Below are 20,255 nucleotides of genomic sequence, written 5' to 3' on the forward strand. Positions count from 1 at the left end.
GCGCGCTATGGAAACGGCCGCTATCCAGATACGCCGCCGTTCCAGCCTTCTGCCGGCGCTGTTATTAGCAGTTTCCGTTGTGGGTGCCTTTGAGCTCAGTTCCCGCCTGATGAACTATGTACAGGAGGAATTCGGCACCGAGGCCCACCAGCGCCTGGAAAACTGGCAGCGCCTTCATGCCCTGGCCGCGAACGCCCCCGTCGACCGGCAGCTTCGACTGGTCAACTCCTTCTTCAACAGGGTTGCTTTCGTCAGCGATATCCGCCATTGGGGCGAGGAAGACTACTGGGCAACGCCAGTGGAATTGCTCACCACGAATGGCGGCGATTGCGAAGATTTTTCGATCGCGAAATATCTGACCCTCAAATCCATGGGTGTTCCCGATGACCAGTTGCGGATTGTGTATGTCAAAGCACTGGAGCTGAATCAGGCCCACATGGTGTTGGCATGGTACCCGGAGCCAGACGCGGACCCGCTCATTCTGGACAATCTTATAAATGACATTAAACCTGCCTCTCAACGCACTGATCTTGAACCGGTTTATAGCTTCAATGGCGAAGGCCTCTGGCTCAATCGATCCGGCGGAGCCCGCAAACGAATCGGGGAAGCGGGACGCCTTTCCCGGTGGCAGGATCTGAACAGCCGGCTGACCGAATCACTCCGGCCCTGACCCCTATTTCAACAAATCGGCTGGCGGCAAATGACAGCGCGACTGGCGCCAAGCGACATCTGCAGGGCGCCCGGACCCGCTAGAATGCGCCACACTGCTTTTTAATCAGGAGAATGAAACACATGCGACGCTGGAACGGCTGGGGCGATGAAGGATTCAACCTGGCAATGCCGGAACAGGGCCAGGATTTTCTGGTTTCGCGGATTGGAATCGGCCGCCCTCTGGCCGACGCCACTCTGGAGTCAGTCTGCGCCAAAGTGCCGGATTCCCGGCTGAAGCCGCCGGCAGAACTGGAATCACTGATCGACACAACCCCGGAAGCAAGGGTGCGGCATGCCCGGGGCCAGAGCCTGGCTGACTGGCTGGCCATGCGCAGTGGCGAATTTGGCGTGTTTCCTGATGGCGTTGCTTTCCCTACCAGCAGCGACGAAGTTCAGGCTTTGCTCGCCTGGGCCGCCGAGCAAACCATTCACCTGATCCCCTATGGTGGTGGTACCAGTGTGGCTGGGCATATCAACCCGCTCGACAAAGGCAAGCCCGTGCTTACCGTGGATATGGGCAAGATGAATCGCCTGATGGATCTGGACCGGGAAAGCCAGATCGCAACCTTCGGCGCGGGTACGCCTGGCCCACTGGTCGAGTCCCAACTCCGGGCCCACGGCTTTACCCTAGGGCATTTCCCACAGTCGTTTGAGCTGTCCACCGTGGGCGGCTGGGTGGCCTCCCGCTCCAGTGGCCAGCAATCCCTCCGCTACGGACGAATTGAACAACTGTTTGCTGGCGGCCGGGTCGAAACCCTGCAAGGCACCCTTGATCTGCCTACCATTCCGGCTTCCAGCGCCGGCCCGGATATCCGCGAAATCATTCTGGGCTCCGAAGGCCGCATCGGGCTGATCACCGAAGTGAAGGTTCGGGTAACCCCGCTTCCCGAACACGAAAGCTTCCATGTGGTGTTTTTCCCTGACTGGAACAGTGCCCGGACTGCCAGCCGCCAGCTGGTGCAGAACCGCACGCAGCTGTCCATGCTCAGGCTCAGCAACGCGGTAGAAACCGAAACACAGCTCGCCCTGGCCGGTCATCCCAAACTGATCGGCATGCTCGAGCGCTTTCTGTCACTCCGTGGCGCAGGCACTGGCAAATGCATGATGACCTTCGGCATCACCGGCACCCGGCGCCAGACCCGGAACGCCCTCAAAGAGGCCCGAGGCATCTGTAAGGCCCAGAATGGCGTCTATACCGGCACCCGGCTCGGCGATAAATGGGCAGCCAAGCGTTTCACCATGCCCTATCTGAGGGAAGCCCTCTGGCAAATGGGCTACGCCGTCGACACTCTGGAGACGGCCACCGATTGGGACAACGTCGATAATCTCCTGGGATTGATCGAGACCAATCTACGGGAGGGACTGACCGACCAGCAGGAGAACACCCACGTATTCACCCATTTGTCGCACTTTTACAGCCAGGGCTGCAGCATTTACACCACGTACGTGTTCCGGGTGGCCGACAGCTACGAGGAAACACTCGCGCGCTGGCAAAAGCTCAAGACCACAACCTCTGAACTGATCGTGAAAAACCGCGGCACCATCAGCCACCAGCACGGTGTTGGCAAGGATCACGCGCCCTATCTGCCGGTGGAGAAAGGCGAACTGGGAATGCTCGCCATCCGATCCCTGTGCAACACCTTTGACCCCAATACCATCCTGAACCCGGAAACCCTGGTGAAGTGAGCACAACGCCGAATGGGAGCCTCGTTATGACCCGGACTGAAAGCCTCAATGCGCTGCGTTCAGGGACAACCGAATATGATGTGGTGGTGGTCGGCGGCGGCATCACCGGTGCCGGCGTGGCGCGGGAAGCAGCAGGCAGCGGCCTGCGCACCCTTCTGGTGGAACAGAAGGATTTCTCCTGGGGCACCTCCAGCCGCTCCTCCAAGATGGTCCACGGCGGCCTTCGGTACCTGGGCAGCGGCCATTACGGTCTTACCCGGGATGCTGTGCGCGAGCGGGAACGGCTGATGGCGGAAGCACCGGGGTTGATTGACCCCCTGCGCTTCATCATGCCGCATTTCAAAGGCCAGTTCCCCGGACCGCGCCTGTTTCAGACGCTGCTCCGGGTTTACGACTTTATTGCCCGCAATCGCAGCCGCCACTTTCTGACCCCGGCGGAATCCATTCTCTGGGTGCCTGGCCTGACCAGCGAAAAACTTGCCGGCGCTAGCGGTTTTACCGACGCGGTTACCGACGACTCCAGACTGGTGCTGCGCCTGATTGCCGAAGCCCGACGTGATGGAGCCCTGTGCCTGAATTACACCCGGGCGATGGAAGTAAAGCGCAGCGATGACGGAAAGGTGTCTGGATTACTGATTCAGCCAGAAGAAGACGATACGCCCATCATGATTTCCGCGCCCCTGGTGATCAATGCCACGGGCGCGTGGGCCGACCGGCTGCAATCGAGCCAGACCAACGGGGACACCATGCACATCCGGCCGTTGCGCGGCAGCCATCTAGTCCTCCCGTGGTCCTGCCTGCCGGTGTCCTGTTCCGTTTCCCTTTTCCATCCTGAGGATGGTCGTCCGGTGTTCGCCTTCCCCTGGCTCGGCACAACCGTTCTCGGCACTACTGATATTGATCATGAAGGCGATCTTGATCAGGAACCGGTTATATCCCCAGGAGAGACCGCCTATCTGCTTGAGGTCGCGTCACGGCTGTTTCCGGGAAGCCCCATTGCCCGCAAGGACATTCTCTCAACCTGGGCCGGGGTGCGGCCCGTGGTAACCGACGGCACGGGCAAAGCGCCCTCGAAGGAAAACCGGGAACACGAACTCAGGGTAGACCGGGGCCTGGTCAGCATTGCCGGGGGCAAGCTCACCACCTTCCGGGTTATCGCCCGGGAAGCGCTCAACCGGGGACTTGGCGAAGACGCCGCCACGGTTCTGCGGCCAGAATCCGAGCCGGTATTCCAGCCAGAACATGGTTCGGCAAGACCAGCCGCGATCGGCCATCAGTGCTGGCAACGGCTCCAGGGGTTCTATGGCCCCTTGCTTGACGAGGTTCTTGCAGCTGGACCATTGGAAGCTGTTAATGCACACCAGGCTTCCGAATTGCTTTGGGCAGAGCTCTGCTGGGCCTGCCAGAAAGAAGATGTGCGGCACCTGGATGATCTGCTCCTGCGTAGAACCCGATTGGGCCTGGTGCTTCCGAAAGCGGCCGAAAGCCTTCTTCCGGAGATCCGCAGGCACTGCCAACCCCTGCTTGGCTGGGATGACGAGCGCTGGGACGATGAACAGGCCCGCTACCTGTCGATCTATCACAATGCCTATTCGATGCCGTCGGGGGAGCCGTCCGATGCCGGCTGATCCACTGATTCTGGCCATCGACAATGGCACCCAGAGCATTCGCGCGCTGTTGTTTGATACCCGCGGCAACCTTGTGGGCAAAGGCAAGCAGGAAATCGAGCCCTACTTCTCGCGGGAGCCCGGCTGGGCCGAGCAGCATCCGGATTATTTCTGGGAGCAGCTCGGGGAAGCCTGCAAGCTACTTTGGAGTTCCACGGAAGCTACGCCAGACCGGGTTGCCGGGGTCACCGTGACCACTCAACGGGGCACCGTGATCAACCTGGATGCAAACGGCCAACCTCTGCGCCCTGCGATCATCTGGCTCGACCAGCGCCATGCCAGAGTTGATGGCCCGGTCAAAGGGCCCTGGGGATGGCTGTTCAAACTGGCCCGGCTGGAAGACACCATCAACCGGTTTCGGGAAAAGACCCAGGCTAACTGGATTGCCCAGAATGAACCCGAGATCTGGGCAAAAACCCGACACTTTCTCTTGCTCTCGGGCTACCTCACGTACCGGCTAACAGGAAAATTCAGGGATTCCACCGGAAGCCAGGTTGGATACCTGCCCTTCGACTACAAGAAGCACCGCTGGGCCGGCCAACGGGATTTCAAATGGCAGACCATGCCGGTCGAGCGTTCCATGCTGCCTGAACTGGTAGCGCCCGGGGAAACATTGGGGCATCTGACCGACGAAGCCTGCCGACACCTCGGCTTGCAAAAAAGCCTGCCCGTTATCGCAGCCGCCTCCGACAAAGCCTGCGAGATACTCGGGTCCGGCGGGCTGACCCCAGACATCGGTTGCATGAGTTACGGCACCACCGCCACCATCAACACCACCAGCAAGCGCTACGTGGAACCTATCCGGCTGATGCCGCCCTATCCTTCTGCACTGCCCGGTCACTATTCCACGGAAGTGATGATCTACCGGGGTTTCTGGATGGTGAGCTGGTTCAAGCGGGAGTTCGGCCTTCGGGAGAGGAAAATCGCCGAAGAAAGGGGCATTGAGCCCGAAGCGCTGTTCGATGAACTGGTCAAAGCCGTTCCCCCCGGATCCATGGGCCTGATGCTCCAGCCCTACTGGTCGCCCGGTGTTCGTCAGCCGGGGCCGGAAGCAAAAGGCTCGATCATTGGATTCGGGGACGTTCACACCCGCTCGCACATATACCGCGCGATCCTTGAAGGCCTTGCCTATGCGCTGCGGGAAGGAAAGGAAAAAATCGAAAAACGAAGCGGTGTGAAGATCCGGAAGCTTCGAGTGGCAGGTGGCGGCTCCCAGAGTGATGCCGCCATGCAGTTAACCGCCGATGTGTTCGGATTACCGGCCGAGAGGCCTCATACCTATGAAACCTCCGGGCTCGGTGCCGCCATTGATGCGGCGGTAGGCCTGGGCCTGCATCCGGATTTCGATACGGCAGTGACAAACATGACCCGGGTTGGCGACGTTTTCCATCCCAACGAAGAAACCCGGGCCCTGTACCAGAGGCTCTATTCAGAGGTGTACCTGCGGATGTACCCCCAGCTCCAGCCCCTCTACCGGAAAATCCGGGAGATTACCGGCTATCCCCGGTAACACGCTCCGCGACCATTTCAGCGGTAATTGCGGAGAGGGTCCAGCCAAGGTGGCCGTGCCCGGTATTGTAGAACACGGTTGGCAGGCGCCCTGGCCCAACCCTGGGCATCATGTTCGGTAGCATTGGCCGCAATCCGGCCCAGGGAACTACCTTGCGAGTACAGACTCCAGGGAAGCACTGCTCAACCCAACGGGTCAGCGGGCGGATTCGGTCGTCCTTGATGTCGCGGTTGTAGCCGCTGAACTCGGCAGTACCGGCAACGCGGAAACGGCCATCGCCCAGGCGACTGGTGACGATCTTGGTGGCGTCATCCAGCAGACTGACAGTGGGTGCAGCCTTCTGCGAGGCTTCGTCTTCCAGCTCTACGGTAATGGAGTAACCCTTCACAGGGTAGATATTCACCCGGTCACCCAGCTTCTTGGCCAGCCCACGACTGCCGACACCGGCACAGATCACCACGCCGTCGAAGGTATCCCGGGTTTGCTCGGTGCCGTCATAAGCGGTCACCCAGGCATTACGCTCATCGGCGCTCAGCTCGGTCACGGTATGGCCATAACAGGTTTTTACGCCAAGGCGCTGGATGGCGTCGGCCAGGCCGTTGGTGAACTTGTGAATGTCACCTGTGGAGTCACTCTCGGTGAAAAAGCCACCGTAGTAGGTACCGGCCAGAGTCGGCTCGATGGATTTCATTTCCTCCGGGGTAACCGAACGGCGCTCAAGGCCGCCAGCGGCCAGAAGCCGAGACACTTTGGCGGCGTGATCGAAGCCGGCCTTGTCCCGGTAGATGTGCAGGATGCCCTGCTTCTTCAGATCAAAATCGATGCCCTCTTCCTGCGCCCAGGCAAACAGGTGGTCGCGGGCAGCAATGGCCAGACGGGCGGTTTCCGTGGTGTTTTTCTCGTACTGGGGAATTGCGGCGATGAACTCGGCGAACCAGCTCAGTTTATGCCAGGAAGGCTTCGGGTTGACCAGCAGTGGCGCATCACGGCGGGACATCCACTTGATGCCTTTCATGACGGTCTGCCAGTTGTTCCACACCTCGGCGTTAGAGGCAGAGAGCTGACCACCGTTGGCGAAGGAGGTTTCCATCGCCGCATAGCGGTGTTTCTCGTAAACCGTAACGTCAAGCCCGCGCTTGGCAAGGGTGTAGGCTGTGGTAATACCGGTAATACCACCGCCGATAACTGCAATTCGCTTCATTCCAATCTCCGTGAGCGCCAAGGGTTTCCTCCCTGCTCGACATGGCAGAAAGCACCCCTTCCGTCACGGGACCTGAGAGATTCACGGTCGGTTCAACAAAACCAGCCGCTTGCTCCTTCGGTGTGCCGACTGACGCGATTGTCGACAGCTCTTCGGAAAGTATTCATGTCAGCGGTCCTTTTGCCTGAGAGTTTCCGGGGCAGTTGCTCCTTCGGCGCTGATCGCAAGGGATTCAGTCTCTCCCGCAGACATGTCTGATTGGTAATAAAACCCAACCCACGGGCCTAAACATAGCAAATAACCCGGAGCCAGGAAACCAGCCGCTGCAAAGCATTCACCCTGCCACTAAGCAAATCAACTAGATAACACGCCGGCCCCGAACTATGATCAGTTCAATCGCATCATCGCTTTGCGGTGCACCAGTCGCTAACCAAGAGGATGCTTACCCGCAATGGGACAAAGACAAGGATTTCGATCAGCGATAGAAGATGGTGAAAGCAGGTTCTACGAGCTGATTGAGAGTCTGCCGATGATCGCTGTCCAGGGTTACGACAGACAGCGCCGGGTCATTTATTGGAATGATGCCAGCGCCCGTCTTTACGGTTACTCTCGCCAAGAAGCACTCGGACAGTTACTGGAAGACTTGGTCATTCCCGATCACATGCGTGACGGCGTGATTGAAGCGCATCGCGACTGGCTTGAAAACAACATCAGCATTCCTTCCGACGAACTCGAACTCAAGCATAAAGAAGGACACCTGGTTCCCGTTTACTCCAGCCATGTCATGATCAAACAGGAGAGCGGCGCCTGTGAGATGTTCTGTATCGACATCAGCCTGGAAGAACAAAAACGTGCCAGAGATGAGCTATACCGGCGAGCGAGTTTTGACGACCTGACCGGATTACCGAACCGGCATTTCATGGAAGCGGAGTTGTCGAGCCGACTCGACGAGGCAGATCGCCTGCAACAGGAACTGGCGGTCGTTTTCATCGATCTGGACAATTTCAAGATCATCAACGATACGCTCGGCCATCATCATGGTGACAGCCTTCTTAAAGCGGTGGCGGAAACCTTGAGGGCCGAACTACGGGGCGGCGACCTGCTGAGTCGCTTTGGTGGAGACGAATTTGTTCTCCTGATCTTCGACTTCGATGGTCCCGAAGCTCTACATGAGCTGATTTGTCGTTTGATTGATGCCCTGGAACATCAAGTCCACCTGGAAGGCGACTGTTACCAGGTTACCGCCAGTTTCGGTGTCAGCCTGTTTCCGCACAATGGCTCCACCGTTGCGGAGCTTATGGGTAATGCAGATGCGGCCATGTACCAGGCCAAAGAAACCGGCAAGAACGGCCTCTGTTTCTATACCCCGGATATCAATGATCGACTGGTGCAATACCAGGAAATCACCAACCTGCTCCGGGACGCCCTGAACAACGATGGCCTGGAACTGGTGTTTCAGCCCCAGATCAGCCTTAGCGAACGGAAAAGTGACTCCTGCGAGGCCCTTCTTCGGTGTTTTGATGGACAATCACGGGCCGTTTCGCCCGCCATTTTTATTCCGGTGGCAGAGAAGTCCGGCCTCATTAACCGGATTGGCGACTGGGTGATCGAAGCGGCCTGCAAACAACTCCACGCCTGGAAAAGAACGCCTCTGGCCAACCTGCGGGTTGATATCAACCTGTCGGGACGTCAGCTCACGAATCCGCACCTTGCCAACCATATTCTTGAAACCCTCGAACGCTATGAGCTGGAGCCGCACCAGTTAGGGGTCGAGCTGACCGAGAATGAAGTTTTTGGCAGTGATGAGAACCAGACCAGACAACTCGAAAAACTGAAAGAGGCTGGCTTGCACATTTCCATCGATGATTTCGGCACCGGATACTCATCGCTCGTCTATCTCAGAAAACTCCCGGTCTGTGGCATAAAAATCGACCGGAGCTTTCTCCAGCATGCGATGCAGAACAACGCCGACATGGCCATCATGGAGGCCATGATTACGGTCGGGCACAGTCTGGGTTTGAGCGTGCTTGTGGAGGGCGTCGAGACGGATGAACAGGCCCAGCTGGTGACAGACCTGGGCTGTGACCTCGCCCAGGGTTTTCTGTATGCCAAGCCGATGCCGGCCCAAAAGATGGAAGAGTTCCTGGCAAGCTTCTGAGCAGAAAACCTTATCCCTGCTCGTATTCCCGAACCAGCTCCTGCAAGAAATACAGCCCGGCAGAACTCAGGAAACACCGCCCTGCACCGGCACGAAACAGAAGATGGCGTTTATCGAGGTAGTCCAGCGCTTCCGGCACGCCTTTTTCGAACCGGGCTGCCCTGAGGATCTCCTGATACTCCTCATCGCTCGCCAACGCCGACAGGTCTTGCTCATTCAGCCCTGCATCGGGGCGCCCCAGGTATTCAAGATCCCGACCGCTGCGCGCGAAATAGCGCCCGATCAGCAGCAGGATCACCTGCACCCGGAAGGCGTTTTCATCGTGTTCCTCGTTCTCGTCGTCACTGCTCTCCTTGAGAAAGAAAAACGCGCCGGTTTCGTTGAACACCAGTTCGCTGCCCAGGTGCTCGTAGAAGGTCCGGAAATGGGACAGATGGTTGTACAACAGGTTGTAAAGCGGGTTGGCTCGCAGTTCGGAACGGTTGCTGTCCCACACATCACGCACAATCACCCGGCCGGCCTGGAACTCCCGGTAGATCGCGGCGCTCTGGGCCGGCAGGATCTGCTCGAAGTTGCTCGAGCCCTGGGTTTGATCCACAGATTCGGTGGTTTCCATCGCATCAGAGAAATCAGGCATGGTGTTGCTCTTCTTGGTTGACCGGGACGTTTCTTTCAGTCGTTTCCAGACGGCGCTTGCGGTAGACAAACTGCTCGCTGTCCGATGACTGATCCAGGATTCGGAAACGGTTGGTGGTGACCACCTGCAGGCCCTCCGGCGGCGAATTGACCAGCCGATTCAGGGCCGCCAGCAAATCCGGGAAGCGATAGCCCGGAATAAAGCCGTCCAGACGGCCGTGTAGCTCCCGTACCAGATCGAGTGTTGGCCGAAGCTCCAGCGTTTCCAGCCATTGATAAAGCTGGTTGATGCGCTGGACATCGATTCGGGTATGACGACCACTGCCCTCCACTTCCTGTAGAACCGGAACCTCGGCCTTGCGACGAAGGTCGTTCAGGCGAAGCTCCAGTTCGCTGAACAACAGCTGGTAGTAGCTGGACGATTCACCGAAGGCATAATGTTTGGGGCGCTGCTGGGCCCGCAAACCCACCAGAAAGCCGGTACTGCGGGCAAAGTCACCACCTTCCAGCCACTTTCGTTTCAGGCTGAGGGTCTCGGTTTCGCCCTTGAGTTCCTGCAGCTTGCCGTAGAAATGCTCCATGGCGTTGTACTGGACCATGCCCTGGCGAGTCTTGCGCAGGAAGTGCTCCACCTCCTGAGCCACCACCTGAATGGGTTTGTACAGGGCGTTCAGGCTGATGGAGGAACGGAACAACTGGTCCGCCAGGCTGTGATCACCATGACTTTCCAGCAGCCGAACCATGGCTTCCAGGGTCTCAAACAGGTTGCTGCCATCTGGCAGCCGGGTATCCGGGTTCAGGAACACCAGGGTTGGCTTGATGTGGCGCTCGTAGAGGGTAACGATCTGCTCAAACAGGTTCTGGCGGAACTCCAGGAATTTCTCCGGCGCCCGGCTGGCGTCGCCGGACAGATCCGCAAGCTGGGCACTGATGGTCTGCATACGCAACACGTTCTGGCGCAACAAACCAATCAGCTGACTGACCCGCTCGTTCAGATCATCCCGCAGTTCAGTATAGTCCGGGTCCGCGTCGCTGAAGCTGCTGGTTTCCAGCCGATTGCGCACATCCCGCAGGGTTACCAGATGACCCCGCAGGCGGGCATCCGTCAGTTCCTGGTACAGCGAGGCGTTACAGGCCCGCATCAGGTTGATCAGGGCATCCTGGAACACAAGACGCCGCTCGCCCTCGGCCTTGATGATGTCAATCACCAGGCCACTGCGGAACAGATTGTCGGTATTCAGCGCAAAACGCACACGATCCCGGTCGGCGTTGCCCAGGGTGCGCGTGTAGTCCATCACCTCTGCCACCAGATCGCTCTCGCGGATATACCGGGCTTCGTTCCGGTCCATTCGCTCAATCATCCGGAACAGGATCTTCGGGTGCTCGAACAGCAGCCGGGTGGTATCCAGGGTGCTGAAGCGTTTACTCATCCACCGGCTCCATCAGGCTAGCCTGGGTCTGGTCGGCCCAGTGGCTCATGGCCTCGCCGTTGGTGAAGCCTTCGGCCCCGCCCCAGAACACCAGAGTTCGCTGAGGGCTGTAGGGCCGCGCCGTCCGCATCTGGCCTACTTCCAAATGCCGGCCGATCAGGTAGATCACCTCCGCGCTGGCACTGTGGGTGGCCGCAGAGAACAGGTTGAAGCCTTGCTTGCGGAGACGCTCCAGCAGTGACGGCATCTGGCTAATGTCCACGCTGGCCAGCTCATCCAGCACCATGGGGAACGACAGCTGCACGCCCGGGTACAGCACCCGTTTCAGCAGCCGGTACACCAGCTCCAGATTGATCAGTGCAGTGGTGGAGGTGGACTGGCCTTTTTTGTCCAGGCTCGCGGCGTTCTCCTTGCGAGTGCGGTAGGAAATGCCGGTGATCACCTTGTCCATGGTCAGGCGCTTACTGCCGCCCTCCCCGAAAAAGTCCGCCACGAACACCCGCAAGCGATCGTAGAACGCATCGGACTGCAGCTGGTTGCCATACGGGTCGATGTTGTTGGCTTCTTCCACCAGGTTGCGGAATTTCGGATCGGTGTGGATGTCCACCCGGATTTCCACCAGATCGTTGATCCGCACGCCCTCCAGCTCGCGGTTGAGCTGCGCTTCGAAACGGGCAACGTGCTCGTGGTTGGATTTCAGGGCCTGCCGGTAGCTGGCTACGGTTTCGTTGTGGATGCCCACCTGCTGCTCCAGCACGTTCCAGCGTTCGGCCATGCCGGCAAACAGGTCAGAGAGGCTTTTGAAGGTTTCCCGGATAACCGATGACGCGGGGCTGTCTTTCTGCAATTCGCCTTCGGTATCTTCATGGATGCCCAGATAAACGAACTGACGAAGGTGGTCGAGGATGCTGCGCCGACGCTCTTCCAGGTCGTCCAGCTGGGTTTGAAGGTCGTCAAATGCAGCTACGGACACCCGTTCGATGTCCAAAGGCTGTTCCGCTTCCACCGCTTTGAGATGCGGGAATCGATGCTCCACGGTGCCGACGCTGCGGCTGAGGCCCGCCAGCTCCCGCTCCCTTTCTTCGATCCGCTCTTTCTCGGCTCTGGCCTTGGCGGCTTTCTGCTGCACCGCATCCTGCTTTTCCTGCTCCAGCCGGGCCTGTTCTTCCAGTTTGGCCAACTGTTCTTCGGCCGCCTGCTTCTCCTCAGTGGCATCCCGCAGGGTGGTCGCGGTGGCCGGGTAGCGCTGGAGCGTTTCGAGATCCTTTTCGATGGCTCGGATCTCTTTCTCGGTGCGCTCGATCAGCCGTGGCCGATCATGCTCCTGATTGGCGGTGTCTGCCAGCTCCGCCCGCTCCTTTTCCAGGCCATGAAGCTCGCCTTCCATATGCCGGCGCTGCTCTGCAAAGTCGGTCTGCCGGGCCGGCTGTGCCTGGTATTCCGTATCGAACCAGTCAAAGCCTTTATCATTGGGCACGAACAGCCGGGCGAAAGCCTCAATGGCAGCCTTGCTGTCGGCATCCAGATCCCGGCCCGGGCTGGCCATCACTAGGCGGGGGTCCACGGCCCGAAGCGGTGCAGCGGTAACTTCGTCCAACTGGTTCTGCAACTGCCAATGCTGCTTGCTTTCCCGTTCCTGCAGGGATTCCAGCTTGCGCTCAAGCTCCTGTTTTTTCTTCTGGATCTGCTCCAGCCGAATTTCCGCCTGGGCGGCGCTTTTCAATGCGGCCAGGTGGCCTTTCCTGCTATCGAGTTCCTCCTTCTGGATCTCCTCGATTTCCTGCAGGGTCATTTCTCCATATTGGGAGACGAGCAAATCGCCATCTTTCTGGTTCTGCTCCGCCTGTTTGATACGCCGATCAGCGGAACGGATCTCGCCCTTCAAGCCGCTGGCGTCCTGCTCAAGCTTTTTCAGAGCCTGCAGCACATGGCGCAGGGTCTCGTTCTGTTCATTGAACGCCTCCACTGCGGCTTTGCGTTTTGCACCAATGTCCTGCAACGCATTGCTCACACCATCCCGAAACGCGGCGAAATCGTGCTGGCTGCGAAGCAGCGTCTGGTAGGCCTGATAATCCTTTTGAAGCCTTTCAAACCGCGAACGCTCTTTCTCGATCCGGTTAAGCTGGGTTTGCTGCTGCTTCAACTGGTCATGGCGGTTCAGGAAGTCGTCGATGTTGAAATCAAAGGCATCGTCGGCGAATTTCTTGTCTGCCTCGATGATGCTGGCCACCGCATTGGACATGGCCTGATCGTCTGCCTTCATCTCAAACAGCAGCAGGATCAATGTGCGCAGCGACTGCACCCGGCGTTCGTCGGACTCACCCAGGGGCAGCACGGAATAGCGCACCGCATCGGCGTTCATCAGCTCGCTGCTGTACAGCATCTGTTTGAGTTTGGCCGGGTCATTCACCAGCCGGGTTTCTTTGGAACGCTTTTTCAAAGCCTCGGACAAACGGCTGAACGACAGTTCCGGCACCGCCTGGCCAATTCCGTCCTCATCATCCCCGTCCCAGAACAACGGGCGGAGTTGATCGTAACCCACCGGCACAAAGGCGCGGCCATAGCTGAGCTGGCTCGCGCTGTCCCGATACAGAATCTGGCAATGCACACCGGCCGGGTTCTCGGCTTCCATGATCAGGAAACTGAACTGGCTGGGAAAATAATGCTGGTAACTTTCCTCGTTGGTGTAAAAGCTACCGGCACTGGCATTACGGAAGGCAAATTTCTTGCGGCTGTTCTTAAAGGTGTTTTCCGGCAGCAGAAACAGACGCAGACTGTTTAGAAGGCTGGATTTTCCAAGATTGCCCGGGCCCAGGATCAGACCGTGGTTGTCCACCGGAATTTCTACGTAACAGAAGCCGGCGGAATCCACCAGTACCAGACGACGGATACCAAAATTGAAATTGCCTGGGCTCCCCTGGGAGTCACTCATCCAGAATCATCTCCTGTTCCATGAATTTGCCGGTCGATCGAAAGGCCTCTGCCAGGCTATCAAAGCCGAGCCCTTCCGCCAGCGATATCGCTCTTGTAAATCGTTCGGTACTGTCCGGTGTGTTGCGAAACCGACCCAACCAGGGTTGCCAGTCGCGGGGCTGAACAAACCTGGCTTTGTCACCAAGAGAGGCTGCGATTGTCGAGAACATTTGCAGACCACCCGCATCATAATCGAATGCACAGAATACTTCTTCGTAGCCCTGCAGCCAGTCAAGAATCGCGCCCCGGGTAATTCGGTTGCCACCTCCCAACATCACGTCACACTCCGCTAGCTCAAGAGAGTTGCCCAGTACTTCACCGGCGAAATCGAGCATCTGCGCATACTGATAAAAATTACGCTCATTCTCTACCACCAGCACCGACCGAGCTTGCTGAAACCCCATATCCACGGACTCCGTTCCAACAACGACAGTGTCGGGCCTGCTGTGCGACAACCCCTCATGGTAAACGAGAAGAAAACTGACCTCTGTGCCATGGCGGTGAGAGTTGCCCTTTTTCGCGGCGTCTACCCGGCTTACCGGCGTTTGCGCAACAGCCTGCAGCTCCTTGAAAGCGGCTTCATCCAGGATGAAGACAAGCCAGCGGTTGCCTTTGACCTTTTCCGTCGCGAACAATTCTCTATGGCGACGTCGAAAAGCCTCGGGCAACTTCTTCAGGAAAGCTTCATAATTAATGGGCTGGCCACGGAGGATTTTCTGGAGGTAATCGTTCAATCGTTCTCCCCGGCCAGCATATTCATGATCAGTCGGATCATAGTGTTTTTGTTCGCAGGTTCGGATTCGGCCACTAACAATGTCAAGGCGGCCAGACCGACATCATTGATTACCGGCTCACCACTGTTGTTAAAAAGCCGACTATTGCGGTGCAGGAAATCCACAAACAGAAAGGCCGCGCTGCGTTTGTTGCCATCGGAAAACGGGTGATTCTTGATCACAAAATACAACAGATGTGCCGCCTTTGCCTCCACACTGGGATAAGCGGGCTCGCCGAAAACAGACTGGTCCAGGTTGCCCAATAGCGAAGCTAGGCCATCACCCCGGTCACGCGCGAACAACTCGGTCGCTTCGCCCCTAGACATTAACTCGCTCTTCAAGCCATCCAGGCCTGATCGAGCCTCCTTCAGCGATGGCAAAGTGCCACCGGCCTGAGACTGCGGATCGGTTAGCAGCCCTTCGTCATAACGTTGCAAAAGAAGAAAGGTCTGGGCATAGCGGCTGACGATGTCGACCAATCCACGACCGCTGTCTGTGTCGAACGCAGGACTCTGGGCAGCCTTACGAACCAGTCTCAAAGCCGCTTCCAATTCCTGGGCGTTTTCTTCAAAACGGTGCCGATTGATGGTCCAGCCCTGAGTGAGGTGCTCACGTAGAATACGGGTGGCCCACTGGCGGAAACGCGTTGCTTGACTGGAATTAACGCGATAGCCCACAGAAATAATCGCATCCAGATTAAAATACTCAACCTGATAGGTTTTGCCATCCGCGGCAGTTGTTGCATTTTTTGCAACAACTGCCTCCCGGTCCAGCTCCGCGTCGCGGAATATGTTCTTCAAATGCCGAGAAATTACTGATTTATCGCGACTAAAAACATCTGCAAGCTGCTGCAGGCTAAGCCAGACAGTTTCTTGATCAGCATCCAGGCGAACTTCTACTGCCCGATCGGCACTCTCATAGATAACGATCGGGGTATCGCTTCCTTCACTCATGCTACTTCTCCATCCTTGAAAATTGACTATCAGCCCCTGCTTTACGACTAGTGGCCTCAACTACGAAATCGTCCATCAATTCCTTTCCCGGAAGCTTTGTTAAGCTCTACTTTAAAGCTCAATAGCAGATTCGCAATAATACGAAGAAAACTGCCAGAACCCTGACTTCCATTGGCAGCCACTCGGTGACCAGGTCATTGGCAAGCAGTCTGATGGCGAGGTTGTCTGTCACGATGACGGTATTGGCCTCTTTCACGGCACTGTACGACTGGACAAAGACGACGGATTTTCGTCTGTGAAAGCTGACTTGGCGGCTATTCCGTAGCTAAGCTGGCAAGGCTTCAGTGATGCCGCTGGCGATCATGATGATGCGTTTTACGATGCCCTTATCGGACAGAACCGGTAAATAGCTGGCTTCCAGCCAGACCGACTGCCCGTCTGCACCAAGATTCAGGAATCGGCCCTGTTGCACCTGGCCTGTAACCAATTCACGCCAGAACCTGATGTACGCCTCACCACGCGCATCCTCCGGCTTGCAGAGCACCCGATGATGCTTTCCAATCAGCTGTTGCTCCTGGTAGCCAAGCAACTCGAGAAAGACATCGCTGACCGACTCAAACAGTCCATCGCCGCTCATTACCGCAACTGCCACTGACCGCTGAATCGCCTGCCAATAGGCCTCCAGTTCGGACACCCGGTTCTCGGCAGCCTCCAGCTTTTCCAGAGCGGCCTGTAGTTCCTGCTTTCGTTTGCTTTGAAACACCATCAGTTTCCTTTTGTTCAGCGTATGCCTTAACCGCCGGGTATGAGAGCATTACGATGCTCAAAAGAATCAGGATTCCCGGCACAAGACGACCATGCGGAGTTTACAATGACCAAACTCGCCCTGATAACCGGCGCCAGCGCAGGCATTGGCCATGAGGCCTGCACCCTGTTCGCCCAAAAAGGCTACCGGGTTGTCGCCCTCTCAAGACAACCAACCGGCGTGGAGTCCGCAGATCGGGAACTGGCGCTGGATCTTGAATCCTTCGAGCAGATTGAAGGCCTGGCCGATGCGCTGGAGGCTGAAATTGCGGAGGCGGAGAAAGTCATTCTGGTGAACAACTCCGGCTACGGGCAGTTCGGCGCGGTGAGCGACCTGTCCCAGTCCATGTGGCAAAAGCAATTCAGCACCCACGTATTCGGCCCCATCAAGCTGGCGGCCGTGTGCCTGCGGCTCTGCGAGCAACATGGAACACCCCTGAGGGTCATTGCCGTAAGCTCCGTTCTCTCACTGACGCCCCAGAAAATGAAAGGCGCCTACTGTGCCGCAAAATCCGCAATGAACACGGCCCACGAGAGCTTCTGGTTTGATGAACAGGGCAGCGAAAGCCTGGAGAGTGTCTCGCTGGTGCTCCCGGGCCCCGTGAAGACCCGGTTCAGAGAACATGCTCTGGCCGCCTTGCAGCCGGTGCTTGGGCAAGCAAGCGAGGTACACCGGGAAAAGTATGAAGCCATGAGAGCAGCGCTTGCGCCGGGTGCCAGCTTCAAGCCGTTTACAGCCAGTGCATCGGATGTCGCCAAAAAGATCCTCACCGCTGCCGAGGCGACCAGACCCAAACCTCGATACCTGGTGACACCGCAGACCTACGCCGGCGAATTCATTACCCGGTTTATTCCCCGCTCAATCCAGAGAATCATCTTGAGGTAGAGCGAGCTTTCTTTATCCGCCGGGCCCTACTTAGTTCATCCTTCACGTAAGCGCCGATGGCCTTGAGGATACCCAGGTCCGGATCGGCCTCTTCGTCATCTGCCAGCCGGAAAATCTGCTGGTAGTACCACGCCTGACCACCCAAAACATTAATCACCTTGAACGGCATCAAAGGACTGGCCGGTGAGAAGATCCCGCTCTGGGCGAGTTTGATGTCATCCTCATAGCAGACCGTCTTCTCGATGCGCCCTTCAAGCAGATCCCTGGGCGTATCCGGGTCCGTACAGAGCGGTCGGCCCAGGCCAATGACATCGGTCTCCCCGTTGGTGACCACCTCCTCCATAAAAGCCCGCGTCCGGAAACCGCCGGTAACCATCAGCGGGCAATCGCACACCTCGCGAATCTTCTGGGCGTAATCCAGGAAATACGCCTCCCGCTTGCGAAAGCTCTCCCGCATGGCCGGCCCCTCACTGGCCGTGTCGGCATCACCGCTGTACCCAAGCAGCCGTGGCTGTTCGTAGGTGCCGCCAGACACCTCCAGCAGATCAATCCCCTCCTCATTGAGCCAGCGCACCACTTTCACAGACTCATCAAGACTAAAACCGCCCTTGCGGAAATCGTCGGAATTCAGCTTTACCGCGACCGGAAACTCCGGCCCGACAGCAGCGCGAGTCGCCCGCACCACTTCCAGCAGGAAACGGGCGCGATTCTCCAGCGACCCACCCCAGCGATCGGTGCGCTGATTGGTGACCGGCGACAGAAAAGACGACAACAAATACCCATGGGCCCCGTGCACCTGAATGCCAGTGAAGCCCGCGTCCTTGGCGATTCGGGCTACATTGGCAAAACACTGGATAAAGTCGAGAATCTCCGGCTCCGTGAGCGCCCGAGGGCGCGCATAGTTGCCCATCAAAGATAGTTGCACCGCCGAAGGCCCCATCGGGCGCGAAGTCACGTAACGCGGCGACTGGCGACCGGCGTGGGAGATCTGCATCCACAAATGGTTTCCGTTACGGGTGCCCGCTTCGGCCCAGGCACGCAACTGCGCCATAGCCTCCGGTTCGCCCTCAGCCGGCGCGGGATCAATCGCTACGTTACCCGGCCGCTCCAGCACACGATGATCGATCATCACGTTGCCGGTAATCAGCAGCCCTGCTCCGCCATCGGACCAGCGACCGTAGAGGGATTCGTGGCTGTGGGTGGCGTGGAGATGATCGTCCGCCAGCCCTTCGGTCATCGCGGCCTTGGCGATGCGGTTGGGCAGGACTGCTCCGCAGGGGAGTTTTAGGGGTTGGGAAAGGGGCGATTCGAGCATGGCATCGTCCTTGGTATTCGGATTTGTATTTATCTGGAACATGTTATGCGGGTTTACCTATCTTATTCTATGGTGTTCAACACGTTACCCAACAAAATCGGCCTAAAAAGCCGATTTCACTCAGCCCGAAGCCAGTAAAGTGATGCATACAAAGACACAGCAATACTCGCAGGAATGCTATGCGCAAGAGGTCGTTCCGCGATGGTAATGCTTGCGGGAATCGATTTGGCATGGCAAAGCACAAGAAACCCAACAGCGATAGCCTTTGGCGAGCTCGAAGGTTCTGTGCTTGAACTGACGGAAATTAAGGAGGGGGTTTTTAGTCCGGAGTCGGTATTAGCCGCGCTTCAATCCGCCCAGTCGCTCCAAGGAATTGCTATCGACGGCCCACTTATTATTAACAACGAAACTGGGCAACGGGCCTGCGAGCGATCACTGAGCCAACAATATGGTTCAAGGCATGCTTCCTGCCACACCTCAAATCTTACCCTGTACCCGAATGCGGAGGGTGTCCGGATTGCAACTGAGCTGGAACAACGTGGTTTCAGACATTTAGGTCAGCAAGGCAAGAAGTGGCAATTGGAGTGTTACCCGCACCCTGCCCTTATTGAGATATTCCAACTTCCCGAACGACTGAAATACAAGAAAGGCACGGTTGCGACGAAGCGTGAGGGGCAGCAGAAGCTCGCTGACCTGATGCTCGGCCTGAAAGAAACAGGATCAATCGAGCTCAGCATTCCAGATCACTTGCGCCACTTTTTCGACCCTCAGCATATTGCCGGTCTTCGAGGTCGCGCGCTGAAACACAATGAAGATGTGCTTGATGCCGCGGTTTGCCTGTATGTCGCAGCTCTTTATCAATCCGGCCATCTGGTAACGATTTTCGGCGACGCCGAAGACGGCTATGTGGTTGTGCCTGACTGCGCCAAGTAAACATCATTACTGGGCTTCAGCGCACGCATGCTTCCCATAGCCATTCCTCTAATGTTTTCTCCTATTTGTCTCAAAACCGCCACAAAGAATTACTCGATAAGCGAAGGCATCTGCTGTTCTTGCTCCTTTCTTCGCTCTCGATTTCCTGAAAATAGGATGTGTTGGAGCAAACTTGTTAATTCTGTATTTTTCTCGTGCCGCAGCTTGAGCAACGCGCTTCTCTTCTCGCCTCTCCTCAGTCCTCTTAAGCTCTTTTGCGAGCTGCTCGAGCACTGCTTTTGGGTGCTTGTATTTCGACAACTGACGCCTCAATTCAGTAATTGCATCTGCACGGCCTTCTTTGGCTCCCCGCATCAGAATCAGTAGTTGTGAAGGAGCGCTTGCACTGTCTAATTGAATCGAATTCATCACCTAAACCTCAATCGCTAATTCCGATTTAACAAAATGATCAGCCTCTCTGGAAACCGCTTTAGCGAGTTTTCAGAGTAGTGAGCAAATCGGACATTCTTTTACCCGAAAAGTGATGAATTGTGGCGAACCCCTGCGCGTACGGAAATTGCTTCAACGAACACACAAAACAATTCAAACCGTCGGTCTTTAAGAGTTATAGTTGTAGTGG

The 20,255-nt window shown here is 57.2% G+C and carries 16 protein-coding genes, 1 pseudogene and 1 riboswitch; of the genes and pseudogenes, 8 read left to right on the forward strand and 9 right to left on the reverse strand.

What is annotated here, in order from left to right:
- Positions 1–7: 7 nt before the first annotated feature.
- The 4 genes from WA411_RS05785 to WA411_RS05800 all read left to right on the forward strand — a co-directional run bounded on the left by WA411_RS05785 (position 8) and on the right by WA411_RS05800 (position 5,574).
- Entirely contained in the window at positions 8–670 is a 663-nt protein-coding gene (locus WA411_RS05785) for a transglutaminase-like cysteine peptidase (protein WP_153637215.1), read from the forward strand.
- Positions 671–792: 122 nt separating this feature from the next.
- Complete coding sequence (locus WA411_RS05790) at positions 793–2,397, forward strand: FAD-binding oxidoreductase (protein ID WP_291908742.1); 1,605 nt, start codon at positions 793–795, stop codon at positions 2,395–2,397.
- Positions 2,398–2,423: 26 nt separating this feature from the next.
- Positions 2,424–4,025, forward strand: coding sequence for a glycerol-3-phosphate dehydrogenase/oxidase (locus WA411_RS05795; RefSeq protein WP_291908745.1), 1,602 nt, complete (start codon positions 2,424–2,426; stop codon positions 4,023–4,025).
- Positions 4,015–5,574 (forward strand): FGGY-family carbohydrate kinase, encoded by a 1,560-nt coding sequence (locus tag WA411_RS05800; RefSeq protein ID WP_291908748.1) that lies wholly within the window; start codon positions 4,015–4,017, stop codon positions 5,572–5,574. The genes WA411_RS05795 and WA411_RS05800 overlap by 11 nt, the downstream gene beginning before the upstream one ends.
- Here WA411_RS05800 and WA411_RS05805 read toward each other — a convergent pair.
- Positions 5,555–6,775 (reverse strand): D-amino acid dehydrogenase, encoded by a 1,221-nt coding sequence (locus WA411_RS05805; RefSeq protein ID WP_291908750.1) that lies wholly within the window; start codon positions 6,773–6,775, stop codon positions 5,555–5,557. The two genes, WA411_RS05800 and WA411_RS05805, sit on opposite strands and share 20 nt — an antisense overlap.
- A 162-nt stretch (positions 6,776–6,937) precedes the next feature.
- A riboswitch (glycine riboswitch) is annotated at positions 6,938–7,030 on the reverse strand.
- Positions 7,031–7,226: 196 nt separating this feature from the next.
- On the opposite strand from WA411_RS05805, the gene WA411_RS05810 reads away from it, so the two are divergent.
- A complete protein-coding gene (locus WA411_RS05810) occupies positions 7,227–8,933 on the forward strand; it encodes a putative bifunctional diguanylate cyclase/phosphodiesterase (RefSeq protein ID WP_291908753.1) in 1,707 nt (568 codons plus the stop codon).
- A gap of 10 nt (positions 8,934–8,943) precedes the next feature.
- On the opposite strand, the gene WA411_RS05815 is transcribed toward WA411_RS05810, so the two are convergent.
- The 5 genes from WA411_RS05815 to rhuM are packed head-to-tail and all read right to left on the reverse strand — an operon-like array spanning position 8,944 to position 15,698.
- The gene (locus tag WA411_RS05815; RefSeq protein ID WP_291908756.1) at positions 8,944–9,570 is read right to left on the reverse strand and encodes a condensin complex protein MksE; all 627 of its coding nucleotides are present in this window, start codon (positions 9,568–9,570) and stop codon (positions 8,944–8,946) included.
- The gene (locus WA411_RS05820; RefSeq protein ID WP_291908759.1) at positions 9,563–10,999 is read right to left on the reverse strand and encodes a hypothetical protein; all 1,437 of its coding nucleotides are present in this window, start codon (positions 10,997–10,999) and stop codon (positions 9,563–9,565) included. Before WA411_RS05820 ends, WA411_RS05815 begins: the two co-directional genes overlap by 8 nt.
- Complete coding sequence (locus WA411_RS05825) at positions 10,992–13,931, reverse strand: hypothetical protein (RefSeq protein WP_291908761.1); 2,940 nt, start codon at positions 13,929–13,931, stop codon at positions 10,992–10,994. The genes WA411_RS05820 and WA411_RS05825 overlap by 8 nt, the downstream gene beginning before the upstream one ends.
- Positions 13,924–14,706 carry a hypothetical protein gene (locus WA411_RS05830; protein WP_291908764.1) on the reverse strand — a complete coding sequence of 261 codons (783 nt, stop codon included), beginning with the start codon at positions 14,704–14,706 and terminating at the stop codon, positions 13,924–13,926. The genes WA411_RS05825 and WA411_RS05830 overlap by 8 nt, the downstream gene beginning before the upstream one ends.
- Positions 14,703–15,698: a virulence protein RhuM/Fic/DOC family protein gene (rhuM, locus tag WA411_RS05835; RefSeq protein WP_291908768.1), complete on the reverse strand. Its 996-nt coding sequence runs from the start codon at positions 15,696–15,698 to the stop codon at positions 14,703–14,705. The genes WA411_RS05830 and rhuM overlap by 4 nt, the downstream gene beginning before the upstream one ends.
- A gap of 181 nt (positions 15,699–15,879) precedes the next feature.
- Here rhuM and WA411_RS05840 point away from each other — a divergent pair.
- Positions 15,880–16,023: pseudogene (locus WA411_RS05840) on the forward strand (CIA30 family protein); the annotation flags it as partial.
- On the opposite strand, the gene WA411_RS05845 reads toward WA411_RS05840, so the two are convergent.
- The gene (locus tag WA411_RS05845) at positions 16,024–16,464 is read right to left on the reverse strand and encodes a PAS domain-containing protein (protein ID WP_291908771.1); all 441 of its coding nucleotides are present in this window, start codon (positions 16,462–16,464) and stop codon (positions 16,024–16,026) included. It lies immediately after the preceding pseudogene.
- Between the two features lie 105 nt (positions 16,465–16,569).
- On the opposite strand from WA411_RS05845, the gene WA411_RS05850 reads away from it, so the two are divergent.
- Positions 16,570–17,388, forward strand: a complete 819-nt coding sequence (locus WA411_RS05850; protein WP_291908773.1) for an SDR family NAD(P)-dependent oxidoreductase — start codon at positions 16,570–16,572, stop codon at positions 17,386–17,388.
- On the opposite strand, the gene WA411_RS05855 is transcribed toward WA411_RS05850, so the two are convergent.
- On the reverse strand, positions 17,375–18,703 hold the full coding sequence (locus tag WA411_RS05855; protein ID WP_291908776.1) for an NADH:flavin oxidoreductase/NADH oxidase family protein: 1,329 nt from the start codon (positions 18,701–18,703) through the stop codon (positions 17,375–17,377). The genes WA411_RS05850 and WA411_RS05855 overlap by 14 nt on opposite strands.
- 201 nt (positions 18,704–18,904) lie before the next feature.
- Here WA411_RS05855 and WA411_RS05860 point away from each other — a divergent pair, with 201 nt between their 5' ends.
- Complete coding sequence (locus WA411_RS05860) at positions 18,905–19,636, forward strand: DUF429 domain-containing protein (protein ID WP_291908778.1); 732 nt, start codon at positions 18,905–18,907, stop codon at positions 19,634–19,636.
- Positions 19,637–19,684: 48 nt separating this feature from the next.
- Here WA411_RS05860 and WA411_RS05865 read toward each other — a convergent pair whose 3' ends face one another.
- Positions 19,685–20,044: a hypothetical protein gene (locus tag WA411_RS05865; RefSeq protein WP_291908782.1), complete on the reverse strand. Its 360-nt coding sequence runs from the start codon at positions 20,042–20,044 to the stop codon at positions 19,685–19,687.
- Positions 20,045–20,255: the final 211 nt, after the last annotated feature.

Origin of the sequence: Marinobacter sp. CH_CUG1437-1, assembly GCF_037029655.1 — a bacterium.
Lineage (GTDB): Bacteria > Pseudomonadota > Gammaproteobacteria > Pseudomonadales > Oleiphilaceae > Marinobacter > Marinobacter salsuginis.

Excerpts from the sequence above, each read along its gene's own strand:
- WA411_RS05855 (WP_291908776.1), bottom strand. The coding sequence starts at position 18,703 with ATGCTCGAATCGCCCCTTTCCCAACCCCTAAAACTCCCCTGCGGAGCA.
- WA411_RS05865 (WP_291908782.1), bottom strand. The coding sequence starts at position 20,044 with ATGAATTCGATTCAATTAGACAGTGCAAGCGCTCCTTCACAACTACTG.
- WA411_RS05860 (WP_291908778.1), top strand. The coding sequence starts at position 18,905 with ATGGTAATGCTTGCGGGAATCGATTTGGCATGGCAAAGCACAAGAAAC.
- WA411_RS05815 (WP_291908756.1), bottom strand. The coding sequence starts at position 9,570 with ATGCCTGATTTCTCTGATGCGATGGAAACCACCGAATCTGTGGATCAA.
- WA411_RS05820 (WP_291908759.1), bottom strand. The coding sequence starts at position 10,999 with ATGAGTAAACGCTTCAGCACCCTGGATACCACCCGGCTGCTGTTCGAG.
- WA411_RS05805 (WP_291908750.1), bottom strand. The coding sequence starts at position 6,775 with ATGAAGCGAATTGCAGTTATCGGCGGTGGTATTACCGGTATTACCACA.
- rhuM (WP_291908768.1), bottom strand. The coding sequence starts at position 15,698 with ATGAGTGAAGGAAGCGATACCCCGATCGTTATCTATGAGAGTGCCGAT.
- WA411_RS05800 (WP_291908748.1), top strand. The coding sequence starts at position 4,015 with ATGCCGGCTGATCCACTGATTCTGGCCATCGACAATGGCACCCAGAGC.
- WA411_RS05790 (WP_291908742.1), top strand. The coding sequence starts at position 793 with ATGCGACGCTGGAACGGCTGGGGCGATGAAGGATTCAACCTGGCAATG.
- WA411_RS05785 (WP_153637215.1), top strand. The coding sequence starts at position 8 with ATGGAAACGGCCGCTATCCAGATACGCCGCCGTTCCAGCCTTCTGCCG.
- WA411_RS05850 (WP_291908773.1), top strand. The coding sequence starts at position 16,570 with ATGACCAAACTCGCCCTGATAACCGGCGCCAGCGCAGGCATTGGCCAT.
- WA411_RS05795 (WP_291908745.1), top strand. The coding sequence starts at position 2,424 with ATGACCCGGACTGAAAGCCTCAATGCGCTGCGTTCAGGGACAACCGAA.
- WA411_RS05845 (WP_291908771.1), bottom strand. The coding sequence starts at position 16,464 with ATGGTGTTTCAAAGCAAACGAAAGCAGGAACTACAGGCCGCTCTGGAA.
- WA411_RS05825 (WP_291908761.1), bottom strand. The coding sequence starts at position 13,931 with ATGAGTGACTCCCAGGGGAGCCCAGGCAATTTCAATTTTGGTATCCGT.
- WA411_RS05810 (WP_291908753.1), top strand. The coding sequence starts at position 7,227 with ATGGGACAAAGACAAGGATTTCGATCAGCGATAGAAGATGGTGAAAGC.